The 16,826-nt window shown below is 70.3% G+C and carries 14 protein-coding genes and 2 tRNA genes; 9 read left to right on the top strand and 7 right to left on the bottom strand.

Annotated elements, in window-relative coordinates:
- The first annotated feature begins 16 nt into the window (after positions 1-16).
- On the top strand, positions 17-805 hold the full coding sequence (istB, locus tag AMYBE_RS0119455; protein WP_020661064.1) for an IS21-like element helper ATPase IstB: 789 nt from the start codon (positions 17-19) through the stop codon (positions 803-805).
- The gene (locus tag AMYBE_RS0119450) at positions 795-1,172 is read left to right on the top strand and encodes a hypothetical protein (protein ID WP_020661063.1); all 378 of its coding nucleotides are present in this window, start codon (positions 795-797) and stop codon (positions 1,170-1,172) included. Before istB ends, AMYBE_RS0119450 begins: the two co-directional genes overlap by 11 nt.
- A 20-nt stretch (positions 1,173-1,192) precedes the next feature.
- Here AMYBE_RS0119450 and AMYBE_RS46665 read toward each other — a convergent pair whose 3' ends face one another.
- Positions 1,193-1,318, bottom strand: a complete 126-nt coding sequence (locus AMYBE_RS46665; RefSeq protein WP_020661062.1) for a hypothetical protein — start codon at positions 1,316-1,318, stop codon at positions 1,193-1,195.
- Between AMYBE_RS46665 and AMYBE_RS0119440 the strand changes: the two genes are divergently transcribed.
- A complete protein-coding gene (locus tag AMYBE_RS0119440; RefSeq protein ID WP_245573401.1) occupies positions 1,266-1,835 on the top strand; it encodes an SDR family NAD(P)-dependent oxidoreductase in 570 nt (189 codons plus the stop codon). The two genes, AMYBE_RS46665 and AMYBE_RS0119440, sit on opposite strands and share 53 nt — an antisense overlap.
- Before the next feature lie 273 nt (positions 1,836-2,108).
- Positions 2,109-2,594, top strand: coding sequence for a tyrosine-type recombinase/integrase (locus AMYBE_RS41980; RefSeq protein ID WP_020661060.1), 486 nt, complete (start codon positions 2,109-2,111; stop codon positions 2,592-2,594).
- Between the two features lie 109 nt (positions 2,595-2,703).
- Here AMYBE_RS41980 and AMYBE_RS0119430 read toward each other — a convergent pair.
- Positions 2,704-2,777 (bottom strand) — tRNA-Pro (locus tag AMYBE_RS0119430).
- A gap of 103 nt (positions 2,778-2,880) precedes the next feature.
- Here AMYBE_RS0119430 and AMYBE_RS0119425 point away from each other — a divergent pair.
- Positions 2,881-2,954 (top strand) — tRNA-Gly (locus tag AMYBE_RS0119425).
- Here AMYBE_RS0119425 and AMYBE_RS43420 read toward each other — a convergent pair.
- Positions 2,923-7,656, bottom strand: coding sequence for a HAMP domain-containing protein (locus AMYBE_RS43420; RefSeq protein ID WP_211226833.1), 4,734 nt, complete (start codon positions 7,654-7,656; stop codon positions 2,923-2,925). The two genes, AMYBE_RS0119425 and AMYBE_RS43420, sit on opposite strands and share 32 nt — an antisense overlap.
- A 155-nt stretch (positions 7,657-7,811) precedes the next feature.
- Here AMYBE_RS43420 and AMYBE_RS0119390 point away from each other — a divergent pair, with 155 nt between their 5' ends.
- On the top strand, positions 7,812-9,323 hold the full coding sequence (locus AMYBE_RS0119390) for a PP2C family protein-serine/threonine phosphatase (protein WP_020661059.1): 1,512 nt from the start codon (positions 7,812-7,814) through the stop codon (positions 9,321-9,323).
- A gap of 54 nt (positions 9,324-9,377) precedes the next feature.
- Here the strand turns inward: AMYBE_RS0119390 and AMYBE_RS44960 are convergent, their stop codons facing one another.
- The gene (locus AMYBE_RS44960; RefSeq protein ID WP_020661058.1) at positions 9,378-9,530 is read right to left on the bottom strand and encodes a hypothetical protein; all 153 of its coding nucleotides are present in this window, start codon (positions 9,528-9,530) and stop codon (positions 9,378-9,380) included.
- A 96-nt stretch (positions 9,531-9,626) separates the two neighbouring features.
- Positions 9,627-10,934, bottom strand: a complete 1,308-nt coding sequence (locus AMYBE_RS41975; RefSeq protein WP_020661057.1) for a serine/threonine-protein kinase — start codon at positions 10,932-10,934, stop codon at positions 9,627-9,629.
- 184 nt (positions 10,935-11,118) lie between these two features.
- On the opposite strand from AMYBE_RS41975, the gene AMYBE_RS0119375 reads away from it, so the two are divergent.
- Positions 11,119-11,571 (top strand): MarR family winged helix-turn-helix transcriptional regulator, encoded by a 453-nt coding sequence (locus AMYBE_RS0119375; RefSeq protein ID WP_020661056.1) that lies wholly within the window; start codon positions 11,119-11,121, stop codon positions 11,569-11,571.
- Between the two features lie 6 nt (positions 11,572-11,577).
- Here AMYBE_RS0119375 and aspS read toward each other — a convergent pair whose 3' ends face one another.
- Together aspS and xylA are read right to left on the bottom strand one after the other, a co-directional pair.
- Positions 11,578-12,822, bottom strand: a complete 1,245-nt coding sequence (aspS, locus tag AMYBE_RS0119370; protein WP_020661055.1) for an aspartate--tRNA(Asn) ligase — start codon at positions 12,820-12,822, stop codon at positions 11,578-11,580.
- Between the two features lie 292 nt (positions 12,823-13,114).
- Positions 13,115-14,263, bottom strand: a complete 1,149-nt coding sequence (gene xylA / locus AMYBE_RS0119365; RefSeq protein ID WP_020661054.1) for a xylose isomerase — start codon at positions 14,261-14,263, stop codon at positions 13,115-13,117.
- Between the two features lie 76 nt (positions 14,264-14,339).
- Here xylA and AMYBE_RS0119360 point away from each other — a divergent pair, with 76 nt between their 5' ends.
- Positions 14,340-15,482 (top strand): ROK family transcriptional regulator, encoded by a 1,143-nt coding sequence (locus AMYBE_RS0119360; RefSeq protein WP_020661053.1) that lies wholly within the window; start codon positions 14,340-14,342, stop codon positions 15,480-15,482.
- Between the two features lie 113 nt (positions 15,483-15,595).
- Positions 15,596-16,819: an alkaline phosphatase gene (locus AMYBE_RS0119355; RefSeq protein WP_027927805.1), complete on the top strand. Its 1,224-nt coding sequence runs from the start codon at positions 15,596-15,598 to the stop codon at positions 16,817-16,819.
- The last annotated feature ends 7 nt before the right edge of the window (positions 16,820-16,826 follow it).

Genomic DNA, 16,826 nt, shown 5'->3' with positions numbered 1-16,826 from the left:
CCGTTCAGGGCCACAGATGAGCGAGGCCCGCCGCTATCAGCAACTCCGCTCGCACTTCTCCTACCTCAAGCTCGACAACGCCGCCGAAGCCCTGCCCCGCATCCTCGACCAGGCCCGCGCGGAGAACCTGTCGATGACCGCGGCGCTGGAGAGGCTGCTGGAAATCGAGGTCAACGCCACCGAAGAACGCCGCCTCGCCGGCCGGTTGCGGTTCGCCTGCCTCCCGGATCCCTGGACTCTGGCGGACTTCGACTTCGCCGCCCAACCCGGCGTCGACGAGAAACTCATCCGCGACCTGGCGACGCTGCGGTTCCTCGACGACGCCTCCAACGTGTTGTTCGTCGGGCCGCCCGGAGTCGGAAAGACCATGCTCGCCACAGCACTCGCGCGCGGCACGGCCGAAGCCGGCAACCGGGTCTACTTCACCACCGCAGCCGACCTCGCCGCCCGCTGCCACAAGGCCGCGGTCGAAGGACGCTGGGCCACCTGCATGCGGTTCTTCGCCGGACCGAAACTGCTCGTGATCGACGAGCTCGGCTATCTCCCACTGCCCGGCGACGGGGCCTCAGCGTTGTTCCAGGTGATCAACCAGCGTTACCTCAAGTCGAGCACGATCCTGACGACAAACGTCGGGATCGCTGACTGGGCAACGGCTTTCGGAGACGCGACCGTCGCCGCAGCGATGCTGGACCGGCTGCTGCACCGCGCGACCGTCGTCGGTATCGACGGCCCCTCCTATCGACTCCGCTCACATCAGTCCACATCGGACAAGCTGCGCAAGGCGGTGAACGCACATGTCTCCTGACCCACACGACCCGAACTACAACGCGACCCGCAAGACCTGCCCGATCTGCTGGGAAGCGTTCGTCGCCACCGGCCGGCAAGCCAAGACCCGGCTCTACTGCTCGCGCCAGTGCAAACGCACCGCAGCCGCCCGACGGGAGGTCGAACGCACCACACCCGTCTCAGTCACCGCCAGGTCCTTCGGGACACCGCCTCCGGCGGCGCCCCCGCTGGCGCCTGCAGTGCCCCTGCCGCACATCGCGGCCCAGCGGGACTGCCCGCACTGCGGCGGCCCGGTCACCATCGTCGCGCTGCTCACCACACCCGAAGCCGCACGCCCGCAGATGCCCGTCGCGGCACCCGACGGAGTGATCCCGCTCCGCCGCTGACACCGGCTACGCTGCACTCCTCAGCTGGCCCATTTCGGAGAGCAGGACTGGCCCATCTCGGCGAGCGCCATCAGCATCACCGCCGACGTCACGATCGAGGCCGATGTCGCCGGCGCCGTCAACGAAGTCGTCTCGACCCTGGGCATCCCGCACGTATTGCACAACAACGTTGGCGCGTCGGTCACCGGCGAAATCACCGACCTCGACCTCGCCACGTGGAACCGCGGCCTGGCCCTCAATCTCACCAGCGCCTATCTCACCTGCCGCTACGCCATCCCCGTCATGAAGCAGGCTGGCCGCGGGTCGATCGTCAATGTCTCGTCGTTGTCTGCGATCCGCGACACCGGCTACACCTATCCTGCGTACAGCGCCGCCAAATCCGGCCTCAACCAGCTCACCGTGTCACTTGCGCTGACCTACGCCCGTGACGGCATCCGGGTCAACGCGGTTGTGCCGGGCCTGATCGAGACCCCGATGGTCTCCCATCAGCTCACTGACGATCCGGCCGAACTTCTCGCCCGCCACGCGATGAGCCCGACCGGGCACATGGGAACGCCACGCGATGTGGCCAACGCCGCGGTCTTCCTCGCCTCCGACCGCGCCGCATACATCAACGGCGTGTGCCTGCCCGTCGACGGCGGACTGTCGATGCGCTGCGGCTGACGCAGCGGAACGCTCACGGTTGGACCGGAGCCGGCTGAAGCAAAGCTGTCGAGATGAGCTGGCCCGAATCATGCGACGTAATTTCCGCTGTTCGCGAGCTGGGGCGGCATCGGGATTCCGGCACGGCGACCAAGGTCGGTTCACAGGCGTGGACGGTCGAGACTTGGTTGAAGCATTGGGTTGAGACCATCGCGGCCCCGTCTGTTCGAGAGAACACCTCCAACGCTGGACGCCGAACTTGTCGGGATCCCGGGGCCTCTGCTGGAACTCCTGATGGAGCACAAGGCGGCTCAGGACGCGGAACGGGAGTTTGCCGGAACACTGTGGCAGGAGGGTGGCTGGGTATTCGCGCAACCGACCGGCCGCCCGATTGATCCGCGCGTCGACCACGACGAGTGGAAGTCGCTGCTAGCCGAGGCGCAGGTGCGCGACGCCAGGCTGCACGATGCTCGCCACACAGCGGCGACGATGCTGCTCGTCTTGAAGGTCCCGCTGCCCGCGATCATGGAGATCATGGGCTGGGGCGACGCCGCAGTGGCCAAGCGTTACGTGCATGTGCCAACCGAGGTTGTCTCGGGGATTACGAACCAGGTAGGGGACTTCCTGTGGAGCGATGTCCCTGACAAGCCCACGCCGCCGGAACCGCAGCCGGACGCTGAGGCGATTCTCGCTCAGGTGCAGCGATTGCTCGACCCTTCGAAGCGCTCCGCCGGCGGCGAGAGCGCCGAGGAGCCGCCGGCCCTCCGAGCGGTGACGTGAACACGAAACCGGGGTGTATAACGCCTTGTACTGAGACCCAAACTGAGACCCCGGGAGCTTCACGCAAGCGGGCTCCCGGGGTTTTCGCTGGTCACAAAGTCGACCGAAGTCGGGATGACAGGATTTGAACCTGCGACCCTCCGCTCCCAAAGCGGATGCGCTACCAAGCTGCGCCACATCCCGGCACCCCCGTGAACCGGCTGGTCGATCGCTCAACCCGGGGGGTGTGCCACCTACCTTAGCGGGCACGCTAAGCTTGCTTCGCTCCCGGGTCACCAGGGGCACTGCGGGTGTAGCTCAATGGTAGAGCCCTAGTCTTCCAAACTAGCTACGCGGGTTCGATTCCCGTCACCCGCTCCATATCGTTCCTCTCCGAAGACCGCTGCGTCGACGCCGCGTCCGCCTCCAGGCGGGCGGCGATCACGTCCAGCAGCAGGTCGGTGTCCACTGGCTTCGTGATGTAGTCGTCCGCTCCGGACGCCAGGGTGCGTTCGCGGTCTTCTTCCGTCGCCTTCGCTGTGACGGCGATCACCGGAAGGTCCTCGTGGGCCGCTTCGGCTCGGATGGCGGCGATGGTCGCGTTGCCGTCCAGTTCCGGCATCATCACGTCCATCAGCACCAGCGCGGTGTCCTCGTGCCGCTCCAGCGCCCGGATTCCGGCCACGCCGGTGTCCGCGTAGATGACTTCCAGGCCGGCCTGTTCCAGCACGGCCGCCAAGGCGAAGACGTTGCGCAGGTCGTCGTCGACGATCAGGACCTTCTCGCCGTCGAAACGCTTCGGGGCGCTGTTCGGCTCGGCCACCGTGATAGTGCTCGGCAGCACCGGCAGCTTCGGTGTCGGGCGGACCGGGGTCGTGGACGCGATCAGGTTCGCCGCGCCGACCGGCAGGTACAGCGTGAACGTGCTGCCCCGGCCGGGAGTGCTGCTCACCCGCAGTTCGCCGCTCAGCAGCTCGGTCAGCTGCTGGCTGATGGACAGGCCGAGGCCGGTTCCGCCGTACTTGCGGCTCGTCGTCCCGTCGGCCTGGCGGAACGCGTCGAAGATGACTTCCAGTTTCTCTTCCGGGATGCCGATTCCGGTGTCCTCGACCGCGAACGCGATGATTCCGGCTGCCGCGCGCAGGGACTCCTGGGAGACCTCGCCGGGCTCCGCCATCCGGATGTGCAGGCGTACGCCGCCTTCGTCGGTGAACTTCGCGGCGTTCGACAAGAGGTTGCGCAGCACCTGCTGGAGGCGATGTTCGTCGGTGTGCACGCTGCCCGGCACCGGAGGGTCGATCAGGACCGCGAACTCCAGGCCCTTGTCCGCGGTCAGCGGGCGGCACAGCGATTCGACGTAGTTCACCAGCTCCGGCAGCGTCACATCGGACATCTGCAGGTCCAGCTTGCCCGCCTCGACCTTCGCCAGGTCCAGGATGTCGTTGATCAGCTGCTGCAGGTCGCTGCCCGCCGCGTAGATCGTCCTGGCGAACTGGATCTGCTTCTCGGTGAGGTTGCCCTCCGGGTTCTCCGACAGCAGTTTCGCGAGGATCAGCGCGCTGTTGAGCGGGGTGCGCAGCTCGTGCGACATGTTCGCCATGAACTCGTTCTTGTACTGCGACGCCACCGTCAGCTGCCCGGCGCGTTCCTCCAGCTCCTGGCGGGCCTGCTCGATCTCGATGTTCTTGACCTCGATGTCGCGGTTCTGCTGGGCCAGCAGCGCCGCCTTCTCCGCCAGTTCGGTGTTCGACCGGCGCAGTTCCCCTTGCTGCGCCTGCAACTGCTCGGACCGGGCGCGCAGTTCCTGCGCCAGCCGCTGGGATTCGGTCAGCAGCGCCTCGGTGCGGGAGTTCGACAGGATCGTGTTGACGTTGACGCCGATCGTGTGCCGCAGCTGCTCCAGCAGGTCCAGGTGCACCGCGGAGAACTCGTTGACCGACGCCAGCTCCAGCACGCCCAGCACCTCGCCCTGGAACAGCACCGGCAGCACGATCACGTTCACCGGCGGGGCCGAGCCGAGCCCGGACGACACCAGCGCGTACTCCGGCGGAGCGCCGTTGACCAGTATCGTCCGCCGGTCCACCGCGGCCTGCCCGATCAGCGATTCGCCGAGCCGGAAGCGCAGGCCGGTGCGGGCCTGGGCGAGGCCGTAGGCGGCGATGCAGTCGAGCAGCTTGTCCTGGTCGCCGCTGCCGTCGTCGTCGTGCGCGATGAAGAACGCGCCCTGCTGCGCGCTGACCAGCGGGGCCAGCTCGGACAGAATCAGCGTCGCGACCGAGGCGAGGTCGCGGTGGCCCTGCATCCGGCCGGACAGCCGCGCCAGGTTCGTCTTCAGCCAGTCCTGTTCGCGGTTCGCGGAGGTGGTCTCCTTGAGGTTCGCGATCATCTGGTTGATGTTGTCCTTGAGATCCGCCAGCTCGCCGGACGCGTCCACGGTGATGTGCCGGGTCAGGTCGCCCGCGGTCACCGCCGTCGCGACCTGGCCGATCGCGCGGACCTGCGTGGTCAGGTTGCCGGCCAGCTGGTTCACGCTCTCCGTCAGCCGCTTCCAGGTGCCGGACACGCCTTCCACCTCGGCCTGGCCGCCCAGCTTCCCTTCGGTGCCGACCTCGCGCGCCACGCGGGTGACCTCCGCGGCGAACGCGGACAGCTGGTCGACCATCGTGTTCATCGTGGTCTTGAGCTCGAGGATCTCGCCCCGGGCGTCGACGTCGATCTTGCGGGACAGGTCGCCGCGCGCGACCGCGGTGGTGACCTGCGAGATGTTCCGGACCTGGCTGGTCAGGTTGTGCGCCATGAAGTTGACGTTCTCGGTCAGGTCCTTCCAGGTGCCCGCCACGCCGGGCACCCGCGCCTGACCGCCCAGGATGCCTTCGGTGCCGACCTCGCGGGCGACCCGGGTGACTTCGTCGGCGAACGCGCGCAGCGTCTCGACCATGTCGTTCAGCGTCCCGGCCAGCGCCGCGACCTCGCCGGCCGCGTCGATGGAGATCTTCTTCGACAAGTCGCCGTTCGCCACCGCGCTCGCCATCGTGGCGATGCTCCGCACCTGCACGGTGAGGTTGTCCGCCATGACGTTCACGTTGTCGGTGAGGTCTTTCCAGGTGCCCGCGACGCCCGGCACGCGGGCCTGACCGCCGAGGCGGCCTTCGGTGCCGACTTCGCGAGACACGCGGGTGACTTCGTCGGCGAACGCGGACAGCTGGTCGACCATCGTGTTCAGGATGTTCTTGAGTTCCAGGATCTCGCCGCGCGCGTCGACGGTGATCTTCTGCGTCAGGTCCCCGCGGGCCACCGCCGAGGTCACGTGCGAAATGTTGCGCACCTGCTCGGTCAGGTTGTTGGCCATGAAGTTCACGTTGTCGGTGAGGTCTTTCCAGGTGCCCGCGACGCCCGGCACGGTCGCCTGGCCGCCGAGCTTCCCGTCGGTGCCGACTTCGCGGGACACGCGGGTGACTTCGTCGGCGAACGCGGACAGCTGGTCGACCATCGTGTTCAGCGTGGTCTTCAGTTCGAGGATCTCGCCCTTGGCGTCGACCGCGATCTTCTTCGTCAGGTCGCCGCGCGCCACCGCCGTCGCGACCTGCGCGATGTTGCGGACCTGCGCGGTCAGGTTGTTCGCCATGAAGTTCACCGAGCCGGTGAGGTCGCGCCAGATGCCGGCGACCCCGGGGACGGTGGCCTGGCCGCCCAGCTGCCCTTCGGTGCCGACTTCGCGGGCGACCCGGGTGACTTCGTCGGCGAACGACGAGAGCTGGTCGACCATCGTGTTCATCGTGGTCTTGAGCTCGAGGATCTCGCCGCGCGCGTCGACGGTGATCTTCTGCGTCAGGTCGCCCTTCGCGACCGCGGTGGTCACGTGCGAGATGTTGCGGACCTGGTCGGTCAGGTTGTCCGCCATCTGGTTCACCGAGTCCGTCAGGCCCCGCCAGGTGCCGGCCGCGCCGGGGACCTCCGCCTGGCCGCCGAGGCGGCCGTCGCTGCCGACTTCGCGGGCGACCCGGGTGACCTCGTCGGCGAACGACGAAAGCTGGTCGACCATGGTGTTCAGCGTGGTCTTGAGCTGCAGGATCTCGCCGCGGGCGTCCACGTCGATCTTCTTCGTCAGATCGCCCGCGGCGACCGCGGTGGCGACCTGGGAGATGTTGCGGACCTGGTCGGTCAGGTTGTCCGCCATCAGGTTTACCGAGTCGGTGAGGTCGCGCCAGGTGCCCGCGACGCCCGGCACCCGCGCCTGGCCGCCGAGCCGGCCTTCGGAGCCGACCTCGCGGGAGACCCGGGTGACTTCGTCGGCGAACGAGGAGAGCTGGTCGACCATCGTGTTGATGGTGTTCTTGAGTTCGAGGATCTCGCCCCGGGCATCGACGTTGATCTTCTGCGTCAGATCGCCCCGGGCCACCGCGGTGGTCACCGACGCGATGTTGCGGACCTGCTCGGTCAGGTTGTCGGCGAGGAAGTTGACCGAGTCGGTGAGGTCGCGCCAGGTCCCCGACACGCCCGGGACCTCGGCCTGCCCGCCGAGGCGGCCCTCGCCGGCGATCTCACGGGACAGCCGGATCACTTCGGCGGCGAACCGGGACAGCTGCGCGTTCAGCCCGTTGACGGTCTTCGCCAGCTCCGCGTACTGCCCGCGCAGCGGACGGCCGTCCAGCTGCAGCGCCATCGGCTGCGACAGGTCGCCCCCGGCGACCGCGCCGAGCACCCGGTCCAGTTCCACCACCGGGCGGCTGACGTCCTCGATCAGCCCGTTCACCGTGTCGACCGCGGTGCTCCAGCCGCCCGGGCCGATCTCGGTGCGGACGCGCTCGTTCAGCCGGCCCTCCTGGCCGACCGCGGTGCGCACCCGCATGAGCTCGGTCACCAGCCGCTGATTGCGCTCGGCGATGTCGTTGAACGCCGAGGCGAGCCGGGCGGTGATTCCGTCGCCGTGCGCGACGAAGCGCCGCCGGAAGTTGCCGTCCCCCAGATCGTGCACCGCCGCGAGCAGCCGCTCCAGCGCCGCTACCTCGCTCGCGGGGACGAAATCCGGTTCCTGGGCCCCCGCGTTCCGGGGGCTCCCGGAAGTCTCGGGCGTCACTGTCATCTCTGCCGACCTTCCCACCACGCGTGTGCCAGCCATGGTCGTCGACCCAGCGTGCCACGGTTCGCCCTACACTTCGACCCGGTCCGCCCGCGCACACTGTGCCAACCTGGAAGGACCAGGACCGTCAGGTCGACCCGGAGGCAGGAGGTTCGTGCATGGTGTCACGGCCCGCTCCGGCGTCGGCCCTGCCACCCGGCGCCGAGCTGCCCGGGCACGCCGGATTCTGGCGCTCGGCGCTCGCCGACGTCCGCGACCCGGTGTTTCTCCAGGGCCCGGACGGCGCTCTGCGCTGGGCGAACGCGGCAGGCGAACGGCTCGGCGCGGCCGAGCTGATCGGTGTGACGGAGACCACCGGCATGGTCGGCCGTCGCCCGGCCAAAATCCGCGACCTGCCCGACGGCTGGCGCGCGTGGACGGTCGTCGAGGACGGCCGGCGGCGCCCGGAAGAGTTCCTCGCCGAGGCCGGTCCGAAACTGGCCGCCGCGCGCGGCCGGCACGGGACGGCCCGGGTGATCGCCGAACTCGCCGCGTCCGCCCTGGGCGAGTGCGCGTTCGTGCTCATGCCGACCACCCGCGGCCGGTGGGAGTGGTGGAGCTGCACCGACCACAGCGGGTCCGGGCACGGCCGGATCCGGCGGGTGCCCGCGCAGGCCGCGCCGGTGGTGTCGGCGGCGGTCGCGGACGTGGGACGGCCGGAGGTCCGCACGGTGCCCGTGGCCGAGGTTTCGACGTTGCCCGCGGCGGTGGCGGAACCGTTCGAGGACGCGCTGGACGTGTCGGTGGTGTCGTTCGGCTCGGGCATCGCCGGCGCGGTGCTGCTCGGCCGGCGCGGAGAGGCGCCGTTCGGGCCCGCGCACGGGCAGGCGGTCGAGGCGTTCGCGGACGCGGCCGGCGCGGCCCTGGCGAACGCGCAGCGGTACGCCCAGCAGGAAGAAGCGACGCGCGGCCTGGAGTCGACGTTGCTGCCGGTGGCGCCCGCGCACGTCGAAGGGGCGAACTTCGAACTCTGGTACGAACCGGCCGGGGGAGTGCTCGGAGTCGGCGGCGATTTCTACGACGTCCTCCCGCGGGAGGACGGCAGCGCGTTCGTGGTGGTCGGCGACATCTGCGGCAAGGGCGCGGAAGCGGCCGCGCTGACCGGGCGGGTGCGGCATTCGCTGGCCGCGCTGCACCTGGTCGAACGCGACGGCCGGACCATGCTGCGGCTGCTGAACGAATTGCTGATTTCCGGCGGCAGCAACCGGTTCGCGACGCTCGTGCTGGGTTCGGTCGCACCGGCGGAATCCGGCCTGGACGTCACCCTCGCCTCCGGCGGGCATCCGGCGCCGCTCGTGCTGCGGCGCGGGGGCGGGGTCGAGGAGGTCAGCGTGCCCGGGACGCTGGTCGGAGTGTCGCCGCAGGCGCGGTTCGCGGAGGCGACGACGCATCTGGACGAGGGCGACGTGTGCCTGCTTTACACCGACGGCGTCACCGAAGCGCGCAATCGCACCGAATCCGCTGAGCTGTTCGGCGACGCGCGGTTGTACACCGTGCTGGAGGACTGCGTGGGACTGCCGGCGCAGGAGATCGTGCGGCGGCTGCGCGAGGAAGTGCGGCAGTGGCTGGGCGATTCCGGGCACGACGACATCGCGGTGCTGGCGATCGAGGCCGCGCGGAAGGCCGAGTAAGCCGTCGGGCACCCGGTGCGGCGACCGCGGAAGCGCGCCGTCCGGCGGGTTGGCTCAGCCGGGGCGGCGGGCTTTCTCCTTCGCGGCCGTCTCGATTTCCTTCGCCGCCGGTTCTTTCCCGGCGTCCGGTTTCGGCTCGGCGACCGGAGCCGGGCGCTCGAAATGCTCCCGGCACTGCCGCCCCCACCGTCGTGCGTGTGCGGTCATCGGTCTCACCTCCCCGGCTCGTTCCCAGGATCCCGCGCCGGCGGCGACCGCGCCACCGAATTGCCCCGGGTCAGCCGACCGGGTGGCCGGGTCTGTCTAATGTGGAGGCTTCCGGCTGGGCGGGCCGCTGGGCGGCGGGCCGTGCGGGCCGCCGGACGGTTTCGCTTGGCTCGGCGTGGTTCTCGGGGCGGACGGAGGGGACGAAGCCGACGGCGGCGGGCCGCTGGCCGTCGAGCCCGGGATGGACGCGGTCTGCGTCGTCTCGCTTCCCGGGACCGCCGGAGCCTGCGGCGGCTGCTCCGTCCTCGCCGCCGGAACAGGCGGCGCAACGGTAGCGGGGTCCGGCATGCTCGGCGACGCGGGCGGCGGGGAAGAATCCGCCGGGGTCTCCGGGACGGAACCCGTCGCCGGTCGAACCGGGGTGGCCAGCACCAACGCGCCGACCGCGACCAGCATGACCGGCAATCCGGCCACCAGCGTCGTCCGACGGCGCGACGGCGCGGCGTCCGATCGGCGGCCGAGCCTGGCCAGCCGCACCGGCAACGGCAGCCGGACAGCTTTCTCGCCGCGCAACGCGCGGGCGACCGCGGACGCGGAAGGCCGTTCGTCCGGATCGCGCAACGTCATCGCACGCAGCGTTCTCGCCAGCGGCTCCGGGGTGCCCGGCGGAATCCGCGGCGACCGATGCAGCCGCACCACCGAGGTTTCCGCGGCTGTGCCCGGGTACTCGCGGACGCCGGTCAGGCATTCCAGCAGGACCAGCCCGAGCGCGTAGACGTCCGAGGCCGGACCTGGCCGCTCGCCCAGCACCTGCTCCGGGGACAGGTAAGCCGCGGTCCCGACCACCGCGCCGGTCTGGGTCACCCGGGTCGCGTCGACCAGGAACGCGACGCCGAAGTCGGCGATCCGCGGTTCGTCCCCGGCCAGCAGGATGTTGGCCGGCTTGAGGTCCCGGTGCGTCACCTCGTGCGCGTGGACGTGCGCGAGCGCGTCGGCGAGCCGGATGCCCAGCTCGAGAGCCGGACCGGCGGGGAACGGACCGGACCGCAGCCGCTCGGCGAGGTTCGGTCCGGGCACGTAGTCCATGACCAGGTAGGCGTGGCCCTCGTCGACGCCGGCGTCGAGGTACGCGACGAGCCCCGGATGGCGGACCGCGCGCAGTGCCGCCGTTTCCTGCTCCCGGCGGCTCCGGCTCAGCTCGGCCGTTCCCGCGTGGAACAGCTTGACCGCGACCGTGGCCCCGGTCTCCTGGTCCTTCGCGCGAAGGACCGAAGCGGTCGCGCCGTCGCCGATCCGTTCGCCGAGCTCGTACCGTCCGGCCAGCAGCGGCGGGGCGGGCTCGAACCGGCCCAGCGCGAACCGGCGCGCTGTAGTGCCCGCGTCCGCGTCGCCAGTGCCGGTCATGCGTCGTGTCCTCTCGCCGGGCGCCGATCAACATACCCGGTGCCAGTACCGGGCAAAAGTACCGCCGACCACCTGATCTGTCCGCGGGCGACGTTCGCTGAGGTTCGCGGTACAGTGGAGTTGCAGGCGTTCGCAATACTTGCAGGTGCATTTACTGCGTCCGCATCGGAGGAAGGGGTGCACCGTGTCGGTCGCCGACGACGCTGTCGAAGCCCGGGCGCAGGGCTGGCGCACGCTGGCCGCGCTGCACGCGCGGATCGAGGACCGGCTCAACCGCGAGCTGGAACGGGCGCACGAGCTGTCGGTGAGCGAGTACACCGTGCTGGACGTGCTCGCCCGTCAAGACGGCTTCCACCTGCGGATGAACCAGCTCGCGAACGCGGTGGTGCTGAGCCAGTCCGCGACCACCCGGTTGGTCGCGCGGCTGGAGGAGCGCGGCCTGCTGTCGCGCTACCTCTGCCAAGACGACCGCCGCGGCATCTACACCGAAGTCACGCCGTCCGGGCAGAAGCTGCTCTCCGCCGCCCGCCCCACGCACGACGAGACCCTCGCCGCCGCGCTGGCCGAGGCCGAGCAGGTGCCGGAACTGGCCCCGCTCGTCTCGGCGCTGGCGACGCTGACCTTCGCCGCGAAATAGCCCGGCTTACGGGCGCAGGCGGTGCAGGTCCCGGGGGAACAACGCGGTCCCCCGGATGTTGCCCACCCGCAGCACCTGGGCGACCCAGCGCTCCAGTCCGATGGCGAACCCGCCGTGCGGCGGCATCCCGTGCGCGAACGCGTCCAGATAGTCCGAATAGTCCCCGGCGGCTTCGCCGAGCACCGCCGAGTAGTCGGCGTGCCGGTGCAGTCGCTGCCCGCCGGTGACGAGTTCCATCCCGCGGAACAACAGGTCGAAACTGTTGGACTGGCCGGGCCGGGCCGGGTCCGGATGCGTGTAGAACGGCCGCTTGGCCATCGGATACCCGGTGACGAACAGGAATTCCGATCCGAACTCCCGCGCCGCCCATTCGCCCAGCCACCGCTCGTGCGCGGGCGCGAGGTCCGGTTCCCCGCGCGGGTCTTCGCCGGTGTGCCGGGCCAGAAGCTCTTGCGCGGCAACGAAGTCCACTGCGGGGATGTCCGAGGGCACCTCTGGCGCGCCCGGCCCGGCCGCGCCGGCCATCTCCGCGACGACCTCCCGCAGCACCGCCATCACGTCGCGGTGGTCGGCGATGAACCCCAGCTCGGCGTCCAGGCTCGTGTGCTGCGCCAGATGCCGGGCGGTGTCGTGCGGCTCCGCCCGGAACACCGGCCCGACCTCGTAGACCCGCTCGAACACGCCCACCATCGCCTGTTTGAAGAACTGCGGCGACTGCGCGAGGTACGCGGGCCGGCCGAAGTAGTCGAGCCGGAACACGTTCGAGCCGGATTCGGTGGCGGTGGCGACGATCTTGGGCGTGTGGATCTCGGTGAAGCCGGCCCGGTCCAGCACCCGGCGAAACGCGGCGACACTCGCCGCGGCCACCTCGAACCGGTGCCGCAGCGCCGGATGCCGCAACGCGACTGCCGCGTTGTCCAGCACTACCGGCAGCGAAGCGGGAACATCGGGCCGGTACAACGGGAACGGCGGCCGTTTCTCCACTGTGGACAGCACTTCCAGCGCCGGGTCGCGAAGCTCCGCTCCCGACGGGGCCTGCGGATTGGCCGCCACGACGCCGGAAAGCCGGACGACGGTCTCCTCGGCGACCTCCGGCGGTTCGCGAAACACTGCCTGCGCCGTCCCGGTCCGGTCCCGGATCACCAGGAACGACACGGATTTCAGCACGCGCCGGCGGTGCACCCAGCCGGCGATCGATACGGTGGAGCCCACGTGGTCACGCAGGCAGGCCACCGGGGTGCGGGTACTCATTCCTTCTCCTGAGCGCACTCGGCGACCCCTTGGGGGTGCGGGCGAGAAGGGACACTCGCGGTGCCACCGCACCTTCGCCGCCGGGCGGACCGGCGGCCTCGTTCGGGCCGGATGACGGCGGCCGGCCGGCGGGGCATTTCCTCCCCGCGCTCAGGAGTGTCTTCACGCGGGGCGGCGACGCCGCCTTCTCACCGCCGGCAGCTCTCTGTCCCTCGCCGTGCCCCGCGCTACTCGTCTCCGTCTTCGCGTTGCGGACAACGGTAAATCACCGCTGCCGCCCGCGTCGCCTCATTTACCGGACGCCGAGCAGGTGCTCCAGCGCCAGCTGGTTGAGCCGGGTGAAGTGGTACCCGCGTTTGCCCGCCGCTTCGACGTCGAATTCGTCGGCTGCCAGATCGTCCAGCGTCTCGCCGGGCGCGAGCGTCGGCGTGGCGAGTTCCGGCACGCGCGCGGCGGCGAGCGCCTCGGCGGCTTCCGGATCGGCCCGGAACGCGCGGGCCTTCTCGCGCAGGATCAGGTAGGTCCGCATGTTCGCCGCCGCGGAAACCCAGACGTCCTCGGAATCCTCGGTGCGCAGCGGCTTGTAGTCGAAGTGCCGCGGGCCGTCGTAGCCGCCCTGCTCCAGCAGGTCGACCAGGAAGAACGCGCTGGCCAGGTCGCCGTGGCCGAAGATGAGGTCCTGGTCGTACTTCGGTCCGTGCTGGCCGTTGAGGTCGATGTGGAACAGCTTGTCCTGCCAGAGCGCTTGCGCAATGCCGTGCACGAAGTTCAGTCCGGCCATCTGCTCGTGCCCGACTTCGGGGTTGAGCCCGAACAGTTCGGACCGTTCCAGTCGCGAGATGAAGCCGAGCGCGTGGCCGATGGTCGGCAGCAGGATGTCGCCGCGCGGCTCGTTCGGCTTCGGCTCCAGCGCGAACCGGATGTCGTAGCCCTGTCCGACCGCGTAGTCGGCGATCACGTCGAGGCCCTCTTTGTACCGGTCGAGCGCGGCGCGAACGTCCTTCGCCGCATCGGATTCGGCGCCCTCGCGGCCGCCCCACAGGACGTAGGTCTGCGCGCCGAGTTCGGCGGCCAGGTCGAGATTGCGGCGGATCTTCGTCAGCGCGTACCGGCGGATGTCGCGGTCGTTGCTGGTCAGCGCTCCGTCCTTGAACACCGGGTGGCTGAACAGGTTCGTCGTGGCCATCGGCACGCGCAGCCCGGTTTCGGCCAGCGCCTTCCGGAACCGGGCGATCGCGGTGTCGCGGTCCGGCTCGGTGGCGAGCAGGTCGTCGTCGTGGAACGTGACGCCGTACGCGCCGAGTTCGGCGAGTCGGTGCACGCTCTCGACCGGGTCCAGCGGCGGGCGGGTGGCCACGCCGAACGGGTCGGCCGCGGGCCAGCCGACGGTCCACAGCCCGAACGAGAACTTGTCCTCCGGGGTTGGGGTGTAGTCGGGCATGCGCCGTCCCTTCATTTAGTTCACGATGTAGACTAAATAGTGCGCTGCGGCCGCCCCGGCCGTCAAGGGAGGACGGATGACCCAGCCGGTCCGGCACGACGCGATGCGAGCGCGGAACCTCGAACTGGTGCTCGGCGAGATCAGTCGCGGCGGTCCGGTCACCCGCGCCGCGCTCGCCGAACGGACCGGGCTGACCAAGTCGACGGTCTCCACTTTGGTCGGCGCGCTGCTGGAGGCCGGCTTCCTGGCCGAGCAGGCGGCCGTGCGGGCGGGGGAACGCGGCCGCCCCGGCGTCGAGGTTTCGCTGAGCGGCGCGCGGCTGGCCTCGCTGGGGCTCGAGATCAATGTGGACTACCTGGCCGCGTGCGTGCTCGACCTGACGAGCACGGTGCGGCGGGCGGTGCGCCTTGAGCGAGACAACCGGCGAGAACCCGCGTCCGAGGTGCTTCGTGCGGTGGCCGAGCTGGCGGCTTCGACGCTGGCCGAAGCACGCGAACTCGGTCTGACGGTGGCGGGAGCCGTGCTCGCGGTGTCCGGTCCGGTGCGAGACGGCGTGGTGCTGAGCGCGCCGAACTTGGGATGGCAGAACGTTCCGGTCGTACTGGACCTGCCGCTGCCGGTGTCGGTCGACAACGAGGCCAATCTGGGTGCCCTCGGCGAGCTGTGGTTTGGCGCCGGGTCGGCGGATTTCCTTTACGTGTCCGGGGAAATCGGCATCGGCGCGGGTTTGGTTGTCGGCTCCAGGCTGTTTCGCGGCACCGGCGGCCTGGCGGGGGAGCTGGGGCACGTCCTGGTGTCGCCGGCCGGTCCTGCCTGCCGCTGCGGTGCGGTCGGCTGCCTGGAGACCTACGCCGGCCAGGAGGCGATGCTGGCCGCGGCCGGAGTCGGGACTGTCGACGAGTTCGCCGCCGCGTTGGCCGGGGAGGACGCAGCAGCGCTGTCCGCCGCTGCCGCCGCCGGAGAAGCGCTGGGACTGGCTCTCGCGTCGGCGGTCAATCTGATGGACGTCGACCGGGTGGTGCTGGGCGGCGTCTTCGGGCGGTTGTTCCGCTGGCTGGCACCGGCGGCGGAGGCGGTGCTGACCGCGCGGCTGGGCTCGCTGCGCGGCTCGGTGCCGGTGCTGAGCCCGTCAGCGCTCGGCGATTCGGCGGCCACGCTGGGCGCCGCTGGTCGCACCGTCCACCGGGTACTGGCCGACCCGGCGCCGTTCCTGTCCTGATCGCGAACCCGGCGCGGGGCTGTCTTGCGTCCGTTCGGGCGATCCGCTTTGTGCCCTCTCGCGTAGTTCTGGCCGTACATGTTAGGAAAGATTCCTAACTAATGGAGGTCGACATGCGCAAGGCGATGGTGCTCACCGCGGCGGCGCTCGCGGTCGCGGGGGCAGTGCCGGCGGTGGCGATGACCAGCGACGGCGCGGAGCCAGCCGGATGGCAGCCGAAGGCCCGCAACATCGTCTACCTCCAGGGCGACGGCATGGGCGCGGCGCAGCGGGAGTTCATCCGGCTGGCGACCGTGGGCCGCGCGGGCGACCTGGCGATGAACCGGCTTCCGGTGACCGGCCTGGTGCACACCGACCCGGCCGACCGGAACGAACTCGTCACCGATTCGGCGGCCGCGGCCACCGCGCTGGCCACCGGGCACAAGACGGTCAACGGTGCGGTCGGCCAGGACCCGCAGGGCCGCCGTCTGCTGACCGTGCTGGAACAGGCGAAGCGCGCCGGCAAGTCGACTGGTCTGGTCACCACGGCGCAGATCACCGGCGCGTCGCCGGCCGCGTTCGCCTCGCACGTGCCCTCGCGCGACCTGCAGAGCGACATCGCCAAGCAGTACCTCACCGAGAGCCGTCCGGAAGTCCTCCTCGGCGGCGGCGAGGACTGGTGGCTGCCGAAGGGCGAGCCGGGCGCGTGGCCGGACAAGCCGGGCGAGGAAAGCCGCGGCACGCACGGGAATCTCATCGAGCAGGCGCAGCGGTCCGGATACACCTACGTGCGCAACGCCAGCGAACTCGCCGCGACGCACGCGCCGCGCCTGCTCGGCCTGTTCGCCAACGAGGACATGGTCGACTACGGTCCGGACGGCAAGGGCGCGTACCAGCCGAAAGTCCCGCTGCCGGTGATGGCGAAGAAGGCGCTCGACACGCTTTCGGCGAACCCTCGCGGGTTCTTCCTTTTCCTGGAAGAGGAAGGCATCGACGGAATGTCGCACGAGAACAACGCGCACGGCGTACTCGACGCGGGCCGGGCACTCGACGCGACGGTCGCCGAAGTGCTCCGCTTCACCCGCTCGCACCCGGACACGCTGGTCGTCATCGGCGGTGACCACGAGACCGGCGGCCTGGCCATCGAGAACGCCGACGGCCCGCCGAAGGGGGACGAGGACGGTCCGTTCCCGGTGCCCGGGACCAACCTCTCGCTGGTCGTCGACTGGACGACCGGCGACCACAGCGGCGTGCCTACGCCGGTCACCGCGACCGGCCCGGGCTCGGACCGGCTGGACGGGACGATCGACAACACCGGCGTGTACCGCGCGATGGTGGCGGCGGCGCGGCTGGATTGATCGCGGG

This window comes from Amycolatopsis benzoatilytica AK 16/65, assembly GCF_000383915.1.
Taxonomy (GTDB): domain Bacteria; phylum Actinomycetota; class Actinomycetes; order Mycobacteriales; family Pseudonocardiaceae; genus Amycolatopsis; species Amycolatopsis benzoatilytica.
Note: the sequence above shows the minus strand (reverse complement) of the source record. Positions and strands in the feature narration are given on the sequence as shown.

What these genes read in the sequence shown, in the direction of transcription:
- AMYBE_RS0119360 (WP_020661053.1), top strand. Translation starts at nt 14,340, where the DNA reads ATGACCCAGCCGGTCCGGCACGACGCGATGCGAGCGCGGAACCTCGAA.
- AMYBE_RS0119355 (WP_027927805.1), top strand. Translation starts at nt 15,596, where the DNA reads ATGCGCAAGGCGATGGTGCTCACCGCGGCGGCGCTCGCGGTCGCGGGG.
- AMYBE_RS43420 (WP_211226833.1), bottom strand. Translation starts at nt 7,656, where the DNA reads ATGACAGTGACGCCCGAGACTTCCGGGAGCCCCCGGAACGCGGGGGCC.
- AMYBE_RS44960 (WP_020661058.1), bottom strand. Translation starts at nt 9,530, where the DNA reads ATGACCGCACACGCACGACGGTGGGGGCGGCAGTGCCGGGAGCATTTC.
- AMYBE_RS41980 (WP_020661060.1), top strand. Translation starts at nt 2,109, where the DNA reads ATGGAGCACAAGGCGGCTCAGGACGCGGAACGGGAGTTTGCCGGAACA.
- AMYBE_RS46665 (WP_020661062.1), bottom strand. Translation starts at nt 1,318, where the DNA reads ATGCCCAGGGTCGAGACGACTTCGTTGACGGCGCCGGCGACATCGGCC.
- xylA (WP_020661054.1), bottom strand. Translation starts at nt 14,263, where the DNA reads ATGCCCGACTACACCCCAACCCCGGAGGACAAGTTCTCGTTCGGGCTG.
- istB (WP_020661064.1), top strand. Translation starts at nt 17, where the DNA reads ATGAGCGAGGCCCGCCGCTATCAGCAACTCCGCTCGCACTTCTCCTAC.
- AMYBE_RS0119390 (WP_020661059.1), top strand. Translation starts at nt 7,812, where the DNA reads ATGGTGTCACGGCCCGCTCCGGCGTCGGCCCTGCCACCCGGCGCCGAG.
- AMYBE_RS41975 (WP_020661057.1), bottom strand. Translation starts at nt 10,934, where the DNA reads ATGACCGGCACTGGCGACGCGGACGCGGGCACTACAGCGCGCCGGTTC.
- aspS (WP_020661055.1), bottom strand. Translation starts at nt 12,822, where the DNA reads ATGAGTACCCGCACCCCGGTGGCCTGCCTGCGTGACCACGTGGGCTCC.
- AMYBE_RS0119450 (WP_020661063.1), top strand. Translation starts at nt 795, where the DNA reads ATGTCTCCTGACCCACACGACCCGAACTACAACGCGACCCGCAAGACC.